The 16,777-nt window shown below is 52.8% G+C and carries 14 protein-coding genes and 1 pseudogene; 8 read left to right on the forward strand and 7 right to left on the reverse strand.

The annotated features are described in order from the left end of the window. Positions 1–310: 310 nt before the first annotated feature. Positions 311–1,573, reverse strand: a complete 1,263-nt coding sequence (gene umuC / locus ACN28R_RS11210) for a translesion error-prone DNA polymerase V subunit UmuC (RefSeq protein ID WP_095834440.1) — start codon at positions 1,571–1,573, stop codon at positions 311–313. After that, positions 1,557–1,991, reverse strand: a complete 435-nt coding sequence (umuD, locus tag ACN28R_RS11215; RefSeq protein ID WP_048639524.1) for a translesion error-prone DNA polymerase V autoproteolytic subunit — start codon at positions 1,989–1,991, stop codon at positions 1,557–1,559. The genes umuC and umuD overlap by 17 nt, the downstream gene beginning before the upstream one ends. 639 nt (positions 1,992–2,630) lie before the next feature. Here umuD and ACN28R_RS11220 point away from each other — a divergent pair. Both ACN28R_RS11220 and ACN28R_RS11225 read left to right on the forward strand, forming a co-directional pair. After that, a complete protein-coding gene (locus tag ACN28R_RS11220) occupies positions 2,631–3,860 on the forward strand; it encodes an EAL and HDOD domain-containing protein (protein WP_310794038.1) in 1,230 nt (409 codons plus the stop codon). 30 nt (positions 3,861–3,890) lie between these two features. Continuing rightward, positions 3,891–4,022, forward strand: a pseudogene (locus ACN28R_RS11225) (XRE family transcriptional regulator); the annotation flags it as partial. Between the two features lie 55 nt (positions 4,023–4,077). On the opposite strand, the gene ACN28R_RS11230 reads toward ACN28R_RS11225, so the two are convergent. Then, positions 4,078–5,445, reverse strand: coding sequence for a carboxylesterase family protein (locus tag ACN28R_RS11230; protein WP_095834441.1), 1,368 nt, complete (start codon positions 5,443–5,445; stop codon positions 4,078–4,080). 2 nt (positions 5,446–5,447) lie between these two features. Beyond that, the gene (locus ACN28R_RS11235; RefSeq protein ID WP_095834442.1) at positions 5,448–6,821 is read right to left on the reverse strand and encodes a hypothetical protein; all 1,374 of its coding nucleotides are present in this window, start codon (positions 6,819–6,821) and stop codon (positions 5,448–5,450) included. Between the two features lie 307 nt (positions 6,822–7,128). Here ACN28R_RS11235 and ACN28R_RS11240 point away from each other — a divergent pair, with 307 nt between their 5' ends. Further along, complete coding sequence (locus ACN28R_RS11240; protein WP_048639526.1) at positions 7,129–7,779, forward strand: TetR/AcrR family transcriptional regulator; 651 nt, start codon at positions 7,129–7,131, stop codon at positions 7,777–7,779. 48 nt (positions 7,780–7,827) lie between these two features. Here the strand turns inward: ACN28R_RS11240 and ACN28R_RS11245 are convergent, their stop codons facing one another. Continuing rightward, positions 7,828–9,195, reverse strand: coding sequence for a radical SAM protein (locus ACN28R_RS11245; protein ID WP_048639527.1), 1,368 nt, complete (start codon positions 9,193–9,195; stop codon positions 7,828–7,830). A 655-nt stretch (positions 9,196–9,850) separates the two neighbouring features. Between ACN28R_RS11245 and ACN28R_RS11250 the strand changes: the two genes are divergently transcribed. The 5 genes from ACN28R_RS11250 to acuI all read left to right on the forward strand — a co-directional run bounded on the left by ACN28R_RS11250 (position 9,851) and on the right by acuI (position 13,696). Then, positions 9,851–10,414, forward strand: coding sequence for an E3 ubiquitin--protein ligase (locus tag ACN28R_RS11250; RefSeq protein ID WP_231604255.1), 564 nt, complete (start codon positions 9,851–9,853; stop codon positions 10,412–10,414). Positions 10,415–10,685: 271 nt separating this feature from the next. Further along, positions 10,686–11,267, forward strand: coding sequence for an LOG family protein (locus ACN28R_RS11255; protein WP_095834443.1), 582 nt, complete (start codon positions 10,686–10,688; stop codon positions 11,265–11,267). Between the two features lie 4 nt (positions 11,268–11,271). Then, entirely contained in the window at positions 11,272–11,703 is a 432-nt protein-coding gene (locus ACN28R_RS11260; RefSeq protein WP_048639529.1) for an NUDIX hydrolase, read from the forward strand. A gap of 199 nt (positions 11,704–11,902) precedes the next feature. Then, positions 11,903–12,601, forward strand: coding sequence for an acrylate utilization transcriptional regulator AcuR (acuR, locus tag ACN28R_RS11265; RefSeq protein ID WP_048639530.1), 699 nt, complete (start codon positions 11,903–11,905; stop codon positions 12,599–12,601). 117 nt (positions 12,602–12,718) lie between these two features. Next, positions 12,719–13,696 (forward strand): acrylyl-CoA reductase (NADPH), encoded by a 978-nt coding sequence (gene acuI, locus ACN28R_RS11270; protein ID WP_095834444.1) that lies wholly within the window; start codon positions 12,719–12,721, stop codon positions 13,694–13,696. 440 nt (positions 13,697–14,136) lie between these two features. On the opposite strand, the gene ACN28R_RS11275 is transcribed toward acuI, so the two are convergent. Together ACN28R_RS11275 and ACN28R_RS11280 are read right to left on the reverse strand one after the other, a co-directional pair. Next, on the reverse strand, positions 14,137–15,327 hold the full coding sequence (locus tag ACN28R_RS11275) for a M20 aminoacylase family protein (RefSeq protein WP_095834445.1): 1,191 nt from the start codon (positions 15,325–15,327) through the stop codon (positions 14,137–14,139). Between the two features lie 22 nt (positions 15,328–15,349). Continuing rightward, positions 15,350–16,663, reverse strand: coding sequence for an MFS transporter (locus tag ACN28R_RS11280; RefSeq protein WP_095834446.1), 1,314 nt, complete (start codon positions 16,661–16,663; stop codon positions 15,350–15,352). Positions 16,664–16,777 lie beyond the last annotated feature (114 nt).

Genomic DNA, 16,777 nt, shown 5'->3' on the forward strand with positions numbered 1-16,777 from the left:
AAGTCACACACAGATTACCCGAAAGGCTCGTAAATATGCGGCTTTTGATGGACCCACATTCTTGCTGTATGTCTAAAAACGTGAGCAAGAAATTACTCGTGACAATCCTCCTGCCGTTTACTGTCGTTATCAATATTTACCCGGGTACGCATACGCACTGGGGCTATGAATGATTGTTGAAGCCTCTTCGCTTAGCCAGCAGGTAATTGAAGAGGCCATCGCTGATTGTGGTTCGCGGGGCGAGAGCGGGTGGCGTTCACCCGCGCCTGTTTCTGTTGAAAGGCAAGGACAGCCGGGTGAAGAACACGGGTTATTTGACGATCGGCAAGTCGGAATAACGTGTCGTATATCCTGGTGATAGCATCTCACGTTTCATCGCCCAGTTTTTCTGGATCCCTTGTCCGGCAAACCATATCGCCCCCCGGCCGGAATGATTAATACGGTCGATGACCTGCATTAGCGCATTGCTGTTGGGCTGGGGCTTATATTCATCGAATAAATTGAGTTGCGCCACCCCCTGGCTGAAAAAATCACTTAGCATCACACCCGCTTTCATATAGCGAAAACCGGCTTTCCAGATCCGATCCAGTGCATTAATGGCGACACGAATAATGTCCCGGGTATCGTTGGAAGGCGTCGTCAGACGGCCGCTAGCTTGAGGACCGTAGAACGCTTCATTTGCGGCATGTGGGCTGGTGCGCATAAATACGCTGATAACGCAGCAGTATTGCCTCTCTGCCCTGAGTTTCTCCGCCGCGCGTTCGGCATAGGCGCAAACAGCCTGATGCATATCACTATATTGAGTGATGCGCTGACCAAATGAACGGCTACAGATGATCTGCTGTTTGGTCGGCGCAAACTCATCGAACTCCAGACAGGATTCGCCGCGAAGCTCACGAACGGTGCGTTCCAGTACCACATTGAAGTGTTTACGGATCACCCAGAGAGAGCAGTCGGCAAGTTGCAGCGCGGTTTTCATCCCCATCAGCTCAAGTTTTTTACTGATGCGGCGGCCCACGCCCCAGATTTCATGCACCGGCATCAGAGAAAGTAGTTTACGCTGGCGATTGCTATCAGACAGATCGACTACGCCTCCGGTTTTTCGCCACGTTTTTGCCGCCAAGTTGGCCAGTTTCGCGAGCGTTTTTGTCGGTGCGATGCCGACGCCGACGGTTAGCCCCGTATTCTTCAATACCTGACTGCGTATTTGACGGCCAAACGTATCAAGCGGAATGCAGTTGGATACGCCAGACATATCAATAAAAGCCTCATCAATGGAATAAACTTCAACAGAGGGGGCTATCTCCATCAGGGTCAACATTACGCGGTGGCTGAGATCGGCATAAAGCGCATAATTTGAACTAAAAACAGCCACCTGATGACGACGCAAATCATCTTTAATTTTGAAGTAAGGCGCCCCCATTTTTATGCCCAGCGCCTTCGCTTCCGCCGATCGCGAAATAATGCATCCGTCGTTATTTGATACGACTACAACGGGTTTTCCCTGAAGGTCTGGCCGAAAAACAGTCTCACAGGAGGTATAGAAACTGTTTACATCAACCAGCGCGAACATGTCTGTTTGCTTTTAAGGTGAATGTCACAACGCCGAATATCTGCAATTCTTCCTCAGCCTGGAAAACGATAGGAGCATAATTGGCGTTATGCGGTATTAGCTGGAGAACGGGTCGGGTTCGTAGTTCTTTCACGGTAAATTCGCCAGCGACCGCAGCAACCACGATATCACCATGTTCTGCGGTCAATGAGCGATCGACCACCAGTAAGTCGCCATCGCCGATACCCGCGCCAATCATTGAATCGCCACTGACTCTGACAAAGTAGGTGGCGCTTGGATGTTTAACGACCAGTTTGTTCAAATCAAGACTATCTTCGACATAGTCCTGAGCCGGACTGGGAAAACCGCATGAAACGCGTTCTAAAAATAGAGGTAACTTAATGATCTGGTTTTGTTTATATGAATAGAGACTGGTCATAATTACTCACACATGGAACTGTATTTACATACAGTTTATTTTGATAACACACTTTGTGGTTCTAACCCCACCCCCGGCCCTCCCCTTCACAAGGGAGGGAGAAAACCCCACTTTTTAATGAGTTAGCGCCTCTCTCTGACAAGGGGGAGGCCGGGAGAGAGGTCATTAATGACAATGTTTCAAAAATGACAAGGTTTCGAACTTTGCCATCATCATTACTGTATTTATATACAGTATTCTATATTCAATGAATAGATCAAGCCTCTTGTGACAAGATAAGTTCAGTTGAGTTAACTTACGATGCCTGCATGCGCGCCGACCCCAACGAGCCGCCGATACGCTAAGGAAACGAACGCCCGACCCGCCGCAAATGATTTAACCAGCCAATGGCTGGCCTGCGGCCCACCAGGTTTTGGGCATTTTGCCTTGCAATGAATGAGCAAGAAATTAACTCTTATCCAAAATTTATCATTTAAATTCCACATCCCCATAAATTATCATTTCCATATATCTATAGAATCTTAAGAAGTACTAAGCGTTTCGTGATTAAATACTGAAACTAACAGGATTAACATCATAAAAAAATTTATGACAATGGAGTTGTCCACCTATGCGTTTTAAAATAAGGAAGGGATTTTTATGATATATTCATTTGTTGCGCGACAGCCTATTTTTGATCGAAATCTGAATACCGTGGCTTATGAACTGCTTTTCAGAAACGGGCTTAATAATACTTTTCCTTCCGTTTCAGACGAATATGCCACAACGCAAATGATTTCAGATCAGTTTCTATGCACACCGCACTCCCGCCTCGTTGGTAATTATTCTTCTTTTATTAACTTCCCCTACCAAATGATCATCCAAGGCTTGGCGGATGCGCTTCCCCGCGAGGAAGTCGTTATTGAAATACTCGAAAATGCCGAACCTGATGATCTTTTGTTAACATCAATACGACAGTTACATGACGACGGATTCCGCATTGCTCTTGATGATTTTTCTTTAAGCCCCGCATGGGATAGATTTATTCCCTATATTAATCTGATAAAGTTTGATGTCAGAATCAAATCGTTCAGTGAAATAGATAATTATATAAAGTCCCACAAACAAAAACTTCAGCACATTACATTCCTCGCAGAAAAAATCGAAACCTACGTTGAGTTTGAAAAATATAAAAAACAGGGATTCGAACTATTTCAAGGATATTTTTACAGCAAGCCAGAGCTAATACAAAACCGACGACTCTCACTCAATGAAGTTTCAGCATTTCAACTCATGCTTGAGGTAAATACCGAAGAGCCAGACTTTAATAAAATAGAAATAATCATTAAGCGCAATCTATCACTTTCTTATAAAATCATGCGTTATGCCAAAAACTTTTTATATAAAGCAGTCGGCATTCATAACATTAACCGGCTATCTCTCAAAGAAATTGCCATGTATCTTGGTAAAAATGAACTGCGCCGGTTTGTTTCCGTTGCCTGCCTGGCGAGTAAGGATAATATAAAAACGCCGGAGTTGTATCATACCAGCCTGGTCAGAGGGCGATTCTGTGAGCTTATCGCTGAACACTTTAACCTGCATTCGCACTCTCAGGACGCTTTTCTTTGCGGCCTCTTCTCCTTACTTGACGTCATTCTTGATATCCCTCTGGATGAACTTTTTAAACAGGTCACGATATCTGAAACTGTGATAGATACATTACTTCAACATGAAGGGGCGCTCTACCCGTTCTTAAATCTAGCGCAATTATACGAGCAACAACGATGGGATGATGCCAACATCGTTATCGCGCATCTAAATATTTCCGAAGATATCGTGATTAAAATGATGGGTGATGCCATCCAATGGACCGATGAATTTCAGCTATAACGATATAACGGCACCGGTTAAAATAATCAGGCGGGTATACGACACTGTTTCGAGGTAACGTTGGATACGCCGGGCAGCGATTTTCAACGCGCCGTCTGGCGTGAGCTGCAATCCGTTGCATACGGCCGTAGCGCAAGTTATCAGGGCATCGCCGAACGAGTTCACCGTCAAGACAACCGCTCCCCAAATCAACACCGGGCGGATAACGATGCCCCGCCTATTTATGCTGCCGGAAGATCCATTCGCGGATGGGTTCGATGCTATAGGCGATGCGCCAGGTATTCCGGTGTCCGCTGGCTCCCGCGCTCGACTGATTCGCCGGGACGACGGTGCCTTTGCGGAAGGTCACGTAATTGATGGGACTATTCTCGGCCGCGATCTTTTCAAAAGCGCTGCGGAATTGTTCCGGCGTCCAGGCGCCGTCCCAGACGGCGCGGCTGACCTTCGCCCCTTCCTTTTCCAGAACCGCGGTAATGGCGTTTTGCCCCGGATAGGCTTTGTCGTCATCTTGCGATACCAGAATCCAAAGTTTCTGTGTGGCGAGCGGTTTCACCCGTTCGGGAGCCCATTGACCGGCGACCAGGAAAGAGGCCGCAAAAAATGTTGGATACTTGATATCCATCGCGATCGACATCATACAGCCGCCCGACTGGCCGGTGGTGTAGAGCCGGTTGCGATCGATGCGGTATTGCTCGGCGAGCGCATTGATCAGGTCGATGGTGGTATCCAGCATATCGGAGGTTTTCGAATCGTCATCGGCGATGATTTCGGCATACTGCGGCGCCAAAACGAAACAAGGCCGCTGAGCCTGATCTTCGGGGCTTGCCCAAGACACCGCGCCCAATCCCTGATACAGCGTAGTACGCGGGACGTCGCTGGTTGCGCCGGCATCGTGCATAAACAACACCAGCGGATAGGCGGTGTTTGCATCATAGTTTTTCGGCACGAACAGGTTATAGCGCAGCGTCTTGCCCGTTTTCGCATCGTGAAACTCCAGTTGCTGGAAATCGTCGACGATCGGATTTTCGACCTGGGTTGTCGCCATCGCGTGATGACTCGCGGGAATGACATCGCCGTTGGTCATCGCAACGGGGGCGGACTGAACGACGCTGGCGGCGGCGGTCTTATAGATCGTGTCGTAAACCGGTATATCCCCGGCATTTCCAGGTCCGCCGCCTTTTTTCCCAGGGCTATTCCCGTCAGCGGGAGAAGAAGGCGCCTGCCCTGTGCTTGGCGATTGTACTTTCTCGGCGAGCGCAGCATTTTCATCCTCCGGCGATAGGGTAATGATGGCGAAACGCCCTTCCGCCGCGCGGTCAGCAGGATTGGCCGATGTGCTGGCGAATACGCCGGTGACCGTCCGCCCTTCAACGCGGAAACTCGCCGCAGACAATTCCGCGCCGTTGATGGCGGCGTCGTACTCCACGGCGACCCCCGTCAATCGAATGCCATCGCCAAAGACCTGGGTGATGGCGGTTGCCCCCGTTGCATTGCGGGTGCTGCCTTTGGCAAAAACAGGGACATTGATCGCAATCAGTGCTCCGGTACATACGCCCATGATCAGGAATTCCCGACGTGATGGCATCTTCATTCTCCTCGGTTATGGCTATCTTTCATTCGTTTCAGTTTATCAACGATAGCGGTCGCCGCCACTTCGGCCGCGCCTTTGGCGTACGGCGAGTTACGCGCTTCGTAGGTGAAGCGGTCGTAACTTTGCGCGTCGGGCATATATTTGGCCGCGCCATCGACCATCGTCGCCACCATGATTTGCGGATACGGCGATCCACGGCGGATTTGCGCGCCGATGCTGGCGGACAGCTCCGGTTGCATGCCAACCAAAACCATGCCGCCGATACTCATCAGTATCACGGGAAGCGTGCGTTGCGCGCCGATCTTATAGTTAAAAGCGGTCACGGGACCGACCGGCTTATCTTCCGGCGTAAAGCTCTGTGAATCCACCGCAATACTCTCGCGCCGCATTTCCAGCTCGCCGCCGGGTTGCGTTACGATGTGCTGGGCGACGCGCACGACGTCGGCGCCAAGCCGTTCACCCAGCAGATCCAGCAGCATGAATCCCGCCTCGTGCAGATCGGTCTGACCGACGCTGCCGTCCTTGTTGACGACATGCCGGTTCGCCTGAAGATAGGGAGCCTGGTCGCCTGCCGCGCCGACGAGAAACAGCGCTACCGCGCCTGAACCATAATGCGTTTCGACATGACGCGCGGCCGCCCCGGCGAGATCGGCGGAAATCAACCGGCCGCCCGCCGAGCGCTGCGATCCGTCCATAACCGAAGACTGCACCGCAAAGTTCATCAGGATCGCCAACGGCTTGCCGTCGAGGCCATCAATACGCAATACGCCGAGAAAAGGATCGGCGAACCCGGCATCATTGGCCCCCAGCCACCATCCGTAAGGGGTAGGCACATCACGGTTGACATTCACCCGGCTGGTCCCTGAGCCGAAGCCCAAACGGGCAGGCTGCAAATTCGCGACGGCCTGTGTCGCTGCCGTGCGCAGCGCCGCTTCGACCGCCCGCAAGGCGGCGTCGTTGCGCGCGAGATCCGTACCGGCCGGAGCCTGTCCGGCCGAAAAAATATGCGGCGTCGAAAAAGTGTGGCTGGCGCAGACCAGGGCGTTTTCCGCCGCTACGCCCGCGACATCGGCCAGGATCGTCTTTATCGCGCTAATCATAGCGTCGGAAATCGAAGTCAGGTCGACGACGGCGATGCCCATCCGCTTGCCGCCGTCATCCAGCAAGAGAAGCCGGACGGAGAGCGGATCGCGCTCGCCGACGAATCCGTCCAGAGGATAGAGATCGGCGGAAAACACGATATCCGCCCGCCCCGCCCCAGCGCTAAAAACAGCGGCATTTGCCGCACGCGCAGATATCGCGATAGGCTGGAGCAACGCCGCGATGCCTAATCCGAGCCCCGTCAGCAGGAATTCTCGCCGAGATTGCATGTTAGTTCCTCAACCAACCTTCAAAGCCAGCTCTGTACCGCGCTTTATCGGCAGGGTAACGGAGATGAACCCGTTGCTCGGATCGCGAATGGGACTCGGCCCGGTGCCGTGAGAAGCGATAGCCTGCGACATATTCATCCTCTTTTGCTTAATAGGCGACGTCCGCAGATCGCCTGCCGGCCCGCTTGGGGCGAAAGCTAATCTTGCCCGTCTTGAAGAGCGAGCGATCAGCTGATATGGTACTTGTGAAGTACCATATTGTAGCCGGTGCCGACTGTCAATTGAAAAGCCAAAATCGGGAGAATGGATGGACCTCACCCCCAAAAAACCCGGCGCGAAACGCGGACGCCCGAAAGTTATCGGAGACCAAGAACGCCGACAATCTATCATTAAGGGCGCCTATGAGGCCTTTATTGAACTGGGTTTCGCCCGAACGACGACCGCCGTTATCGCGGCAAAGGCCAGGGTTTCCAAGCGATCGATCTATGAGGCTTTCAGTAACAAAACCGCGCTGTTTGCCGCCGCCATCCATGAACACCGGCATTTAATCCTCGACTTGCCTCGTCCGCAGGACGAGATGCTGCCGTTGCTGGATACGCTGATCGAAATATTTCGCCTGGACATTGATGAGGAAGCCGATCGCGCGCGGGAAGCTATTCTCAATTTGATCGTCAGAGAGTCGATACAGTTCCCGGAGCTGTCCGATTATCTCTATGAAAATGAGATTATCCGTTCCAGAGAGGCGCTGATCGACTGGCTGCGGATGGAGGCCGATCGCGGCCGGATGACGGTTGACGATCCAGCCGTTTGCGCCGGTATGCTGATGGATATCGTCTTTGGCGCGCTGTTGCCGCACAGAAGAGTACGGCAACAGCCGGAACGAGCGTGCAGAATAGAGCACATCAAAAAAAGGCTTGAGATATTCCTGCGCGGGATCCAATCGAGCCCGACCCGATAAACACGATTGATGAAAGGAGCAGGCGTCTCACAACCCCGAGCACGGAACCTATTTCTCTGCCGCCATTTCCGCGGCGGGTTCATTACTGTACAGATTCATTTCCGCTTTATATTCCTTACCGTATCCTTCTTCGTCCCATATCTTTATCGCGTACTTTTTCCATTCCTGCGCCAGATTATCCAACTCGCGGCTGAATTTAAAATAGCTATCGCTGCCATCATGCTGCGGCTGCGCGCCGCTTTCTATAATGTGCTGTCGAAATTTCTCTGGATTATCAATTATCGGGCAAGGCTGCATCAGATTTTTATTAAACGGAATATCCCGTTTATAGCCTTCAAAGAACGGTGATTTCAGTACGTCGATAACCGATTTATCACGAATATTATCGACCGCATATTGCTGAAAGACGCAGGGCTCCACCCCACCCTTGGCATTAATGTGCAGATAATTCGCCCCGCCGGACATACAGCCATTCACCAGGAAACCATGGTTCCAGAAATCAGCAATAAAGGCGAAGCGGCCCGACTTGCGCAATTGTTCTATTTTATGGAAACGTTCATAGCGCTGCTGCGCGGTGGGCACCAAATCGAAAGTGGCATCGCGGCCAATAGGCATATACTGAAACACCCAGACATATTCCACGCCCAGTCCGCTGATAAAATCCCAATACTTGTCATCCGTCATCTGGTCGTGATTTTTACGCGTCGCCATCATGGAAGCGCCGCATAAAATGCCGGCTTCGCGCAGCCGATGATAAGCGGTAATAATTTTCTGGAAAACGCCGTCGCCGCGTCGCCAGTCGGTCATATTCTCCCAGCCTTCAATGGAAATGGTCACCGCCACATTGCCCAGCTCCGCCAGCCGCTTAACGCGCGACTCCGTCAGCAGCGTACCGTTGGTATAAACCATAAAAAAACAGTCATTAAATTTGGCGAAAATACGCATAATTGCCGGATAAACAAAAGGTTCTCCGCCGGTAAAAGTAAAAAACCTCACGCCAAGATCGTAAAACTGCTGCAATATATTCATCATTTCATCTTCTTCGAAATGATAGCGGTCGCCATAAAGCGCCGAGTAGCAGCCTTTACAGCGTAAATTACAGGCGTATGTAGGGGAAATTAAGACCAGAAACGGAACATGCGTATTATATTCAATACCTTTCCGGTTACGTATGCCACTGCCGTAAATAAAGTGATTAAGGATAAGATTATTAACCAGCTTGGCCCTTGGCTTTTTTCCCATTCCGCGTAAAGCTCTGATCCATCCGTTGACCATCGGGTCTTTGTCGTGACATATTTCCGCCAGGCGCAGCAGGTCATCCTTATTGTCCCCGGCAAATTTAGCGCCCAGGGTAAATATCTTCTCAAAGCCCTCTTCATCGACCTTATTAATCAGGGTTGATAATACCGGCGACATCGTCTTTGTAACTATTTGGTTAAGTTTCGTTCCCACATTTATCATTGTTAATACACCCTGTTCTATACCACTGATTTATCCGGACTAATTAATTGAAAATACGTTAAATCCGAATATCCCGCATTAAATTGGCGACACTGCGAATTCAATGGCATATCTCTGTCAGGCGAATAAGCAATCCGATTTACTGAATCGATACGGACTACTTATAATCCATAAACAGAAGATATGATTCGATATATATATTCGTTATCAGGAATAACGTTCCTTATAAAAGGACCGATTTTTTATTATTGAAATAATCTTATATTCATTGTTACCCTGAAAATCTGATAGTGACTCATTATCAGGCAAATCAGGTTGACCGGCGTTAACATATCAAGACAATCTTTATCGAACAGCGGTCAATTGTCGTATCTCGTTCGTTTTCACCATCCTTTGACGATCGCGCTGCGGGAAATCCGCTGCCGGATACGGTGGCGAAGACGCCCTCATTTCCCCCTGATATATCACCGCAATACGATGAAAACGCTTGGTTTCCCAAACCTGAAACCCGATGTGGCAAATATTGAAATATGTACTATTATTTCCTCATATAAAACAATGATTAAGTTACATATTTTTAACATCCAATCAATTTTCAGGAACATAAATCATGAAAGTATGGAATAAGATTCTGCTGGCTTCACTGATCGGATTAGCTATCGCTGGCTGTGACGACTCGTCCAAAGTGGACTCACAGTTGGACAAAGCGAAGGATAACGCGCAACAAATCAAAGAAGCCGCCGACAGCAAAGCCGATCAGCTCACCGATGAGGCCAAAAAGAAAGCCGATGAAGTGAAGAAAGAAGCCTCTGCGCGCATCGACCAGTTGAAATCAGAATCCGCGGCGATTAAAAACAGCGCCGAGCAACATGCCGATACCATTACCGATGAAGCCAAAGCGCAGGCCGGCGCCATCAAGGAACAGGCTAAGCAGCAGAGCGATCAGATCGTCGAGCAGGCAAAAGATATCAAGGATAGCGCCATCAGCGGCGCGCACGATCTTTCCGCCGAAGCCCAAAAACAGACGCAGGCGATCAAAGACAGCATAAACAAAGATACCGCCCAACAGACGACAACGCCGGATACCGAGGCGGCGCCGATAACCGAAGCAGAGCCCGCTGTAACAGAGCCCGCCGTAACAGAGCCCGCGACGGCCGAGCACGGCAACCACTGATCCCGCCTGTTACCTTATTGAAAAGGCCGCCGACAGGCGGCCCAGCCCAGACCGCCGGCAGCATATCAATTCCTCCCCGCCCATCAACGTCATCACGCCTCCCCCAGACACGAACAAATTACTTGCCTCTGGTGGGTATTCGTTATAATGAGGACCGTCCGCAGCGGTAAAACAGGGAGATAACACATGCCAATCAATTGATAATTTTAAACATGATGTAACAACACGCATTTATTCTTTGATCCAATTCACTCAGGAACCGTTGATTCAAATGAGAATAGGTATTTTTTGTGGCTCAGCCTCCGGTCATAACCCGGTCTATATGACAGCAGCAAAGCAGGTAGGCGAACAACTGGCATTACGCCATATTGCCATCGTGTACGGCGGCGGACGCGTCGGCCTGATGGGCGCCATGGCAGACGCCGCGCTGGCGGCCGGTGGTGAAGTGATTGGCGTTATTCCTCAGGGACTGGCCGATCGGGAGATCGCGCATAAAGGGTTGACCGAACTGATCGTGGTAGCAAACATGCATGAACGCAAGGCGAAAATGGCGGAGCTGGCGGATGGTTTTGTCGCCCTGCCCGGCGGCGCGGGCACGCTTGAAGAAATATTTGAGCAATGGACCTGGGCGCAGCTGGGCCTGCATCATAAGCCCTGCGCTTTCTATAATATTAATGGTTACTATGACCCGTTGCAGGCGATGAGCAAGCAGATGGTCAGGGAAGGATTTATGATGGAGCGTTTTGACAAGATGCTGAGTTTTAGTTCAGATATCGGTCAGTTAGTCGAAAATTTCGCCCACTATACGCCGCCGGAACAAAAATGGCTGTCTTCCGCATCGATAGGAAAGTAACGCCATGATAACCGCCACTCACAACAACGCACCCAAAACCTTGCGCCTTTCCGCCGCGATCGTGGTGAATGATGCCGGAGAAATGCTGTTGGTCAGGAAACGGAATACGCTGGCCTTCATGCAACCTGGCGGAAAAATCGACGGTCAGGAAACGCCGACCGATGCCCTGCTGCGCGAGCTGAATGAAGAGCTGTCGCTGCATATCGATGAAGCGCAATTGCAGCCTATGGGGCGTTATCATGCCAAGGCCGCCAACGAACCGGATACCTGGATAGACGCGGATATTTTCTGGCTCCCGCTTTCCGCGCCGATCGTCCCGGCGGCGGAAATTGAAGAAGCCGTGTGGATCAATATACAAAAGCCGCCCGCGGGAATGACGCTGGCGCCGTTAACCGAGCAACAGTTGATCCCGATAGCGCGGGAAAAATTGGCATAGCGGCCGTTATGGATAACTTACGCGGAAAGCATCCCGGTTAAGCGCCTCAGGTCCGCCGCCGAACGTACCGGCGGATATATCAGCGGAAAAAAATTCCCCACCGATAAACACAATACTGCGATTGCGGCATAGCCGGCGCTTGCCTGCGCCGGCGATTAAGCGTAGGATTTTGGTGATTAAAAACCAACCGGTCTAAATTATGAATTCTGAATCCTACGCCGAACTTAAGCCTCGCAGGGGGCGGCCGCCTAAAACGGATCGAGGCTTCACCGATACGCGGCAAGAGCTGATTCGCTCAGGACTGGAAGTGATAACCAAGACCGGTTACCTGTCCGCCGGCATTGATACCGTCATTAAAAATATTTCGGTGCCCAAAGGCTCTTTTTATCACTATTTCAAGAATAAAAGAGAGTTCGGCATCGCGGTGCTAACCGCCTACGGTTCGTTTTTCGCCCACAAGCTGGATAAGTTTTTACTGAATACCCCGTTACCGCCTTTGCAGCGTATGCAGAATTTTGTTACCCACGCCGGTCTGGGGATGGCGAAATATGACTTTAAACGAGGGTGCCTGGTCGGCAACTTGCTGCAAGAGGCCCCCCTGCTTCCCGAAGATTTTCCCGACATGCTCAAATCCATCCTGGACGACTGGGAGCGCCGTGTCGCGCAATGTCTGGAAGAAGCGCAACGTGCCGGACAAATCGCCACCACTACGCCGCCCCTGCTGCTTGCCCGGATGTTCTGGTCTGGCTGGGAAGGCGCCGTGATGCGCGCAAAATTATTCCGTTCGGTAGAACCGCTGGAACAGTTTTGGGCGTTTTTTCTACAAAGCATTCATAAAAAGAGCACCTGCGGTCAGGAAAATGAAAAAGACCATTTTCCGACAAACAACAGTGACTGAAAGCGATCCCCTGTGCGTTCATCAGCACGTGGCGATTGATTAAACCGTTCTCCTTCTCGGCCGCAATTCAAAGCCTCAGACAGAAGGGAACGTTTCCAACAAATTAAAGGCGAAATAATGAAAGCTCTGGTACTCGAACAGCAAGACGACAAAACGCTGGCGGAGATAAAAGACATCACGCTTCCCGCCATGGCTGACGGCGAGGTGTTAGTGGATGTCAACTGGTCCGGCCTTAATTTCAAAGATGCATTGGCAATTACCGGAAAAGGCAAAATCGTCCGTCAATTTCCGATGGTTCCGGGCATTGATTTCTCCGGCCGCGTCAGCCGCAGTAATGACCCGCGTTTCGTAGCGGGTCAGTCGGTGATTTTGACCGGCTGGGGCGTGGGTGAAACGCACTGGGGCGGTTTAGCGCAGCAAGCCTGCGTGAAAGGCGACTGGCTGGTGCCGGTTCCCGCGGAACTGGATGAGCGTAAGGCCATGATCGTCGGTACCGCCGGTTTTACCGCCATGCTTTGCGTCCTGGCGCTGGAAGACGCGGGAGTCAAGCCGGAAAGCGGCAAAGTCGTGGTCACCGGCGCCAGCGGCGGAGTGGGAAGTACGGCTGTCGCGTTACTGCACGCGCTGGGCTATACCGTAACGGCCGTAACCGGACGTGAAAGCACCAAGGATTATCTGCTGCGACTCGGCGCCGCCGAGATCCTTCCCCGCGCCGATTTCGCCCAGTCCCGCCCGCTGGAAAAGCAGCTTTGGGCCGGGGCAATCGATACGGTGGGGGATAACGTGCTGGCAAAAGTGCTGGCGCAAATGAACTATGGCGGCTGCGTCGCCGCCTGCGGCCTGGCGGGCGGATTCAATCTGCCGACCACAGTCATGCCTTTCATCCTGCGTAACGTGCGTTTGCAAGGGGTGGATTCCGTTTCGGTTCCGACCGCTCGCCGGGTCGACGTCTGGAACCGGTTAACGAAGATTCTGCCGGAGAGTTTCTACCAGCAGGCGACGACTGAAATCAGCCTGGAAGAGGCGCCCAATACGGCCGCGGATTTCCTGCATAACAAAATACAGGGCCGGACGCTGGTAAAAATCGGCGGCTAATGACCCCCACCCAACCTCCCCCTTGTCAGCTGTCTCTTAGTCACATTTTTATGCGGACTTGGAGATAGTTTCGTGCGCCACAATGCCGCTATTTTCATGCTGCCTCGCAGCACGCGCCCGACATAGGGGGCTCAGACGCCAGCCCCCTATGAACCCCGGCTTGCGGCTAAATTATGTCGCTGCGCGATGCCTTCGTCGGTATCAGGCTTAACGGACCGCTTGCGACACGTTCCAGACGTGGCGCAAGCTTTCGCCGCGTCCGTGCGGCTCATCCTAAGCCTGCTATCTCCTCAGCATAATTTCTTACGCCGGATAACGGCAAACCCCGTCATAGCCCCTACATTTGTGTATAAGAGACAGCTTGTCAGGGGGAGGCGCTAACGCGGGCGTTTCTCCCTCCCCTGGGAAGGGGAGGGCCGGGGTGGGGTTAGCTAAAGCGCTTATTCCCCGCCCAGTTCCAGCTTCACGATATTGATCCAATAGCCGATGCCGAGCGGCAGAATATCGTCATTGAAATCAAACAGCGGCGTGTGGACATGATGAAATGTGCCATCAGGCTGGATGCCATTGCCAATCAGCATAAACGCGCCCGGCCGCGCCTTCAGCATATAGGCGAAATCCTCACCGGCGGTAATCGGCGGATACACCGCATCAACCCCCTGCTCGCCCACCGTACATACGGCGGCGGCGGCGGCGAGTTCCGTTTGCGGCGCGGCGTTGACCAGGGCGGGATATCCCCGTTCATAGCAGACCTCCGCCGTACATTGGTGAGCGGCCGCCAGATTGAGCGCCAGATCGGAAAGCCGCTGTTCCAACGTATCCCTGACCGATGCCTCATAGGAGCGAGCGGTTCCACGCACCACAATTTCGCTGGGAATGACGTTGGCGGAGCGTGCATGCCCCGCCGAGATATAACCGGCGCTGAGAACCGCCGTCTCCCGGGCGGGCACGTTACGCCCAATAATGGTTTGCAGGCCCAGCAGGAAATGCGCAAGCGGCATGCTGGGATCGGTGGCGCGATGCGGAACCGCGCCATGCCCGCCGGTCCCCTTGAATTTGACGCTCCAGGTATCGACGCTGGCCAGCATCGGTCCGGGCCGGATGCCGAACCGGCCAACCGGCAACCCCGGCTCGTTGTGCAATCCGTAGACGGCATCGCAGGGGAAACGCTCAAACAGCCCATCTTCTATCATCACGCGCCCGCCGCCGCCCTCTTCCTCCGCCGGTTGGAAGATAAAATGCACCGTCCCCGCGAAGTCGGGATGTTCGGCAAGGTAGCGGGCCGCGCCCAGCAGCATCGCCGTATGGCCGTCATGGCCGCAGGCGTGCATTTTCCCCGGACAGACGGAGGAATAAGGCAAGCCGCTCGTTTCCTGCATATTAAGCGCATCCATATCCGCCCGGAGTCCGATACGGCGGCCCCCCGGCCGGTTGCCGACGATGGTGCCGACCAGGCCGGTGCCGGCGAACCCGCGCGTAACCTCAATGCCCCAACTTGCAAGCGTTCCGGCGACAAGCTCGGATGTGCGTTGCTCTTCGAATGCCGCTTCGGGGTGCTGGTGAATATCCTGACGAATGGCGATCAGCTCAGGAAGATAGCCGCTGATTTTTTTTAATATCGTGTCGTTCATTATTACCGTTTCCCTACTCTATTTAATCATTAAGCGCGACATGCCGCGTTTCACGCATCATCATCATGGCCACGACGGCGACGGCATTGGCGATGACCAGATACCAGGCCGGCGTCATCGGATTGCCGGTGACGCCGATCAGCCAGGTGACCACGAACTGCGCCGTTCCGCCGAAGAGGGTGACCGCCACGGCATAGGAAAAAGAGAGACCGATGCTGCGCACGTGGCTCGGGAAGGATTCAGGGATCATGCCCAGCATCACGCCGGCATTGATTGAATGCAGCGTCACCAGCAGCGCGACCATCAAAAGCAGCATAGTGCCGGTTTGATGCTGCGTGATCAGCAGGAAGGCGGGATACGCCGCCAGAACCAACAGCATGCGCGGAACAATCATCACCACCTTGCGGCCAAAGCGGTCAGACAGCCAACCGCCCACCAGGCTCATTACCGCCATGGTAGCGCCGGTGACGAACGTCGCCAGCATTGAAACGCCCATCGGCAGCTTGAGCGTCGTCAGCGCGTAGGTGGTCATATAGCTTGATATATACATGGTGACGGCGCCCCCGGCGATAGCGAGACCGGCGAGCGTCACGGTACGGCCATGACCGGCGAACAAATCGGCAAGAACGGCTTTTGTCGAGCGATGCGCCTGTTCGCGGTTCAGCGTTTCAGGCAGACGATTACGAATATAGATGCCGACGGGGGCAATCAGCACCCCCAGCAGGAACGGCAGCCGCCATCCCCATGATTCCAGGCTCTCTTTCGGCAAGATTTGCGTCATGATAAACCCCATCAGACCGGCGATCAGGAAAGCCAGCCCCTGGCTGGCCGACTGCCAGCTGGTGTAAAACCCGCGCTGGTTGGCGGGCGCGCGTTCCAGCAGGTAGGTGGTGGCCGGCCCCATTTCACCGCCGGCGGAAAAGCCCTGAATAAGACGGGCCAGCACCACCAGGCAAGGCGCAGCGATGCCGATGGCGGCATAAGGCGGAATAACGGCGAGCATCGCCGAACTCAGCGCCATTAGCGAAATGGTCAGGGTCATGGCCGCTTTCCGGCCTTTTCGATCGGCATAGGCGCCGATCAGGATCCCCCCGAGCGGACGCGTCAGAAACCCGACGCCAAAAACCGCAACCGAAAGCAGCAGACTGCCCAGCGGCGTTTCCGCCGGGAAAAACTGTCGGGCTATTACGGCGGCAAAAATGCTGTAAATAGTAAAATCATAAAACTCAAGCGCATTTCCAAGCGTTATCGCCCCGATACTCGCCGTTCTCCCCGGCGCGTTAGCCTGTGTTTCATTCTGCTCGCGGGCGGAAACAGCCGCCGAACTTCTTTCCATACCAGTCCCCCTGATCACATTGGTTTTTGTCTTCTTTGGGTCAGACTAGCGAAAATTCCTAATTTGAAAAAATGCATTAATATTGAGCAATAGGTACATAAAATGTATGCTTTA

The organism is Brenneria goodwinii (assembly GCF_002291445.1).
GTDB classification, from domain to species: Bacteria; Pseudomonadota; Gammaproteobacteria; order Enterobacterales; family Enterobacteriaceae; genus Brenneria; species Brenneria goodwinii.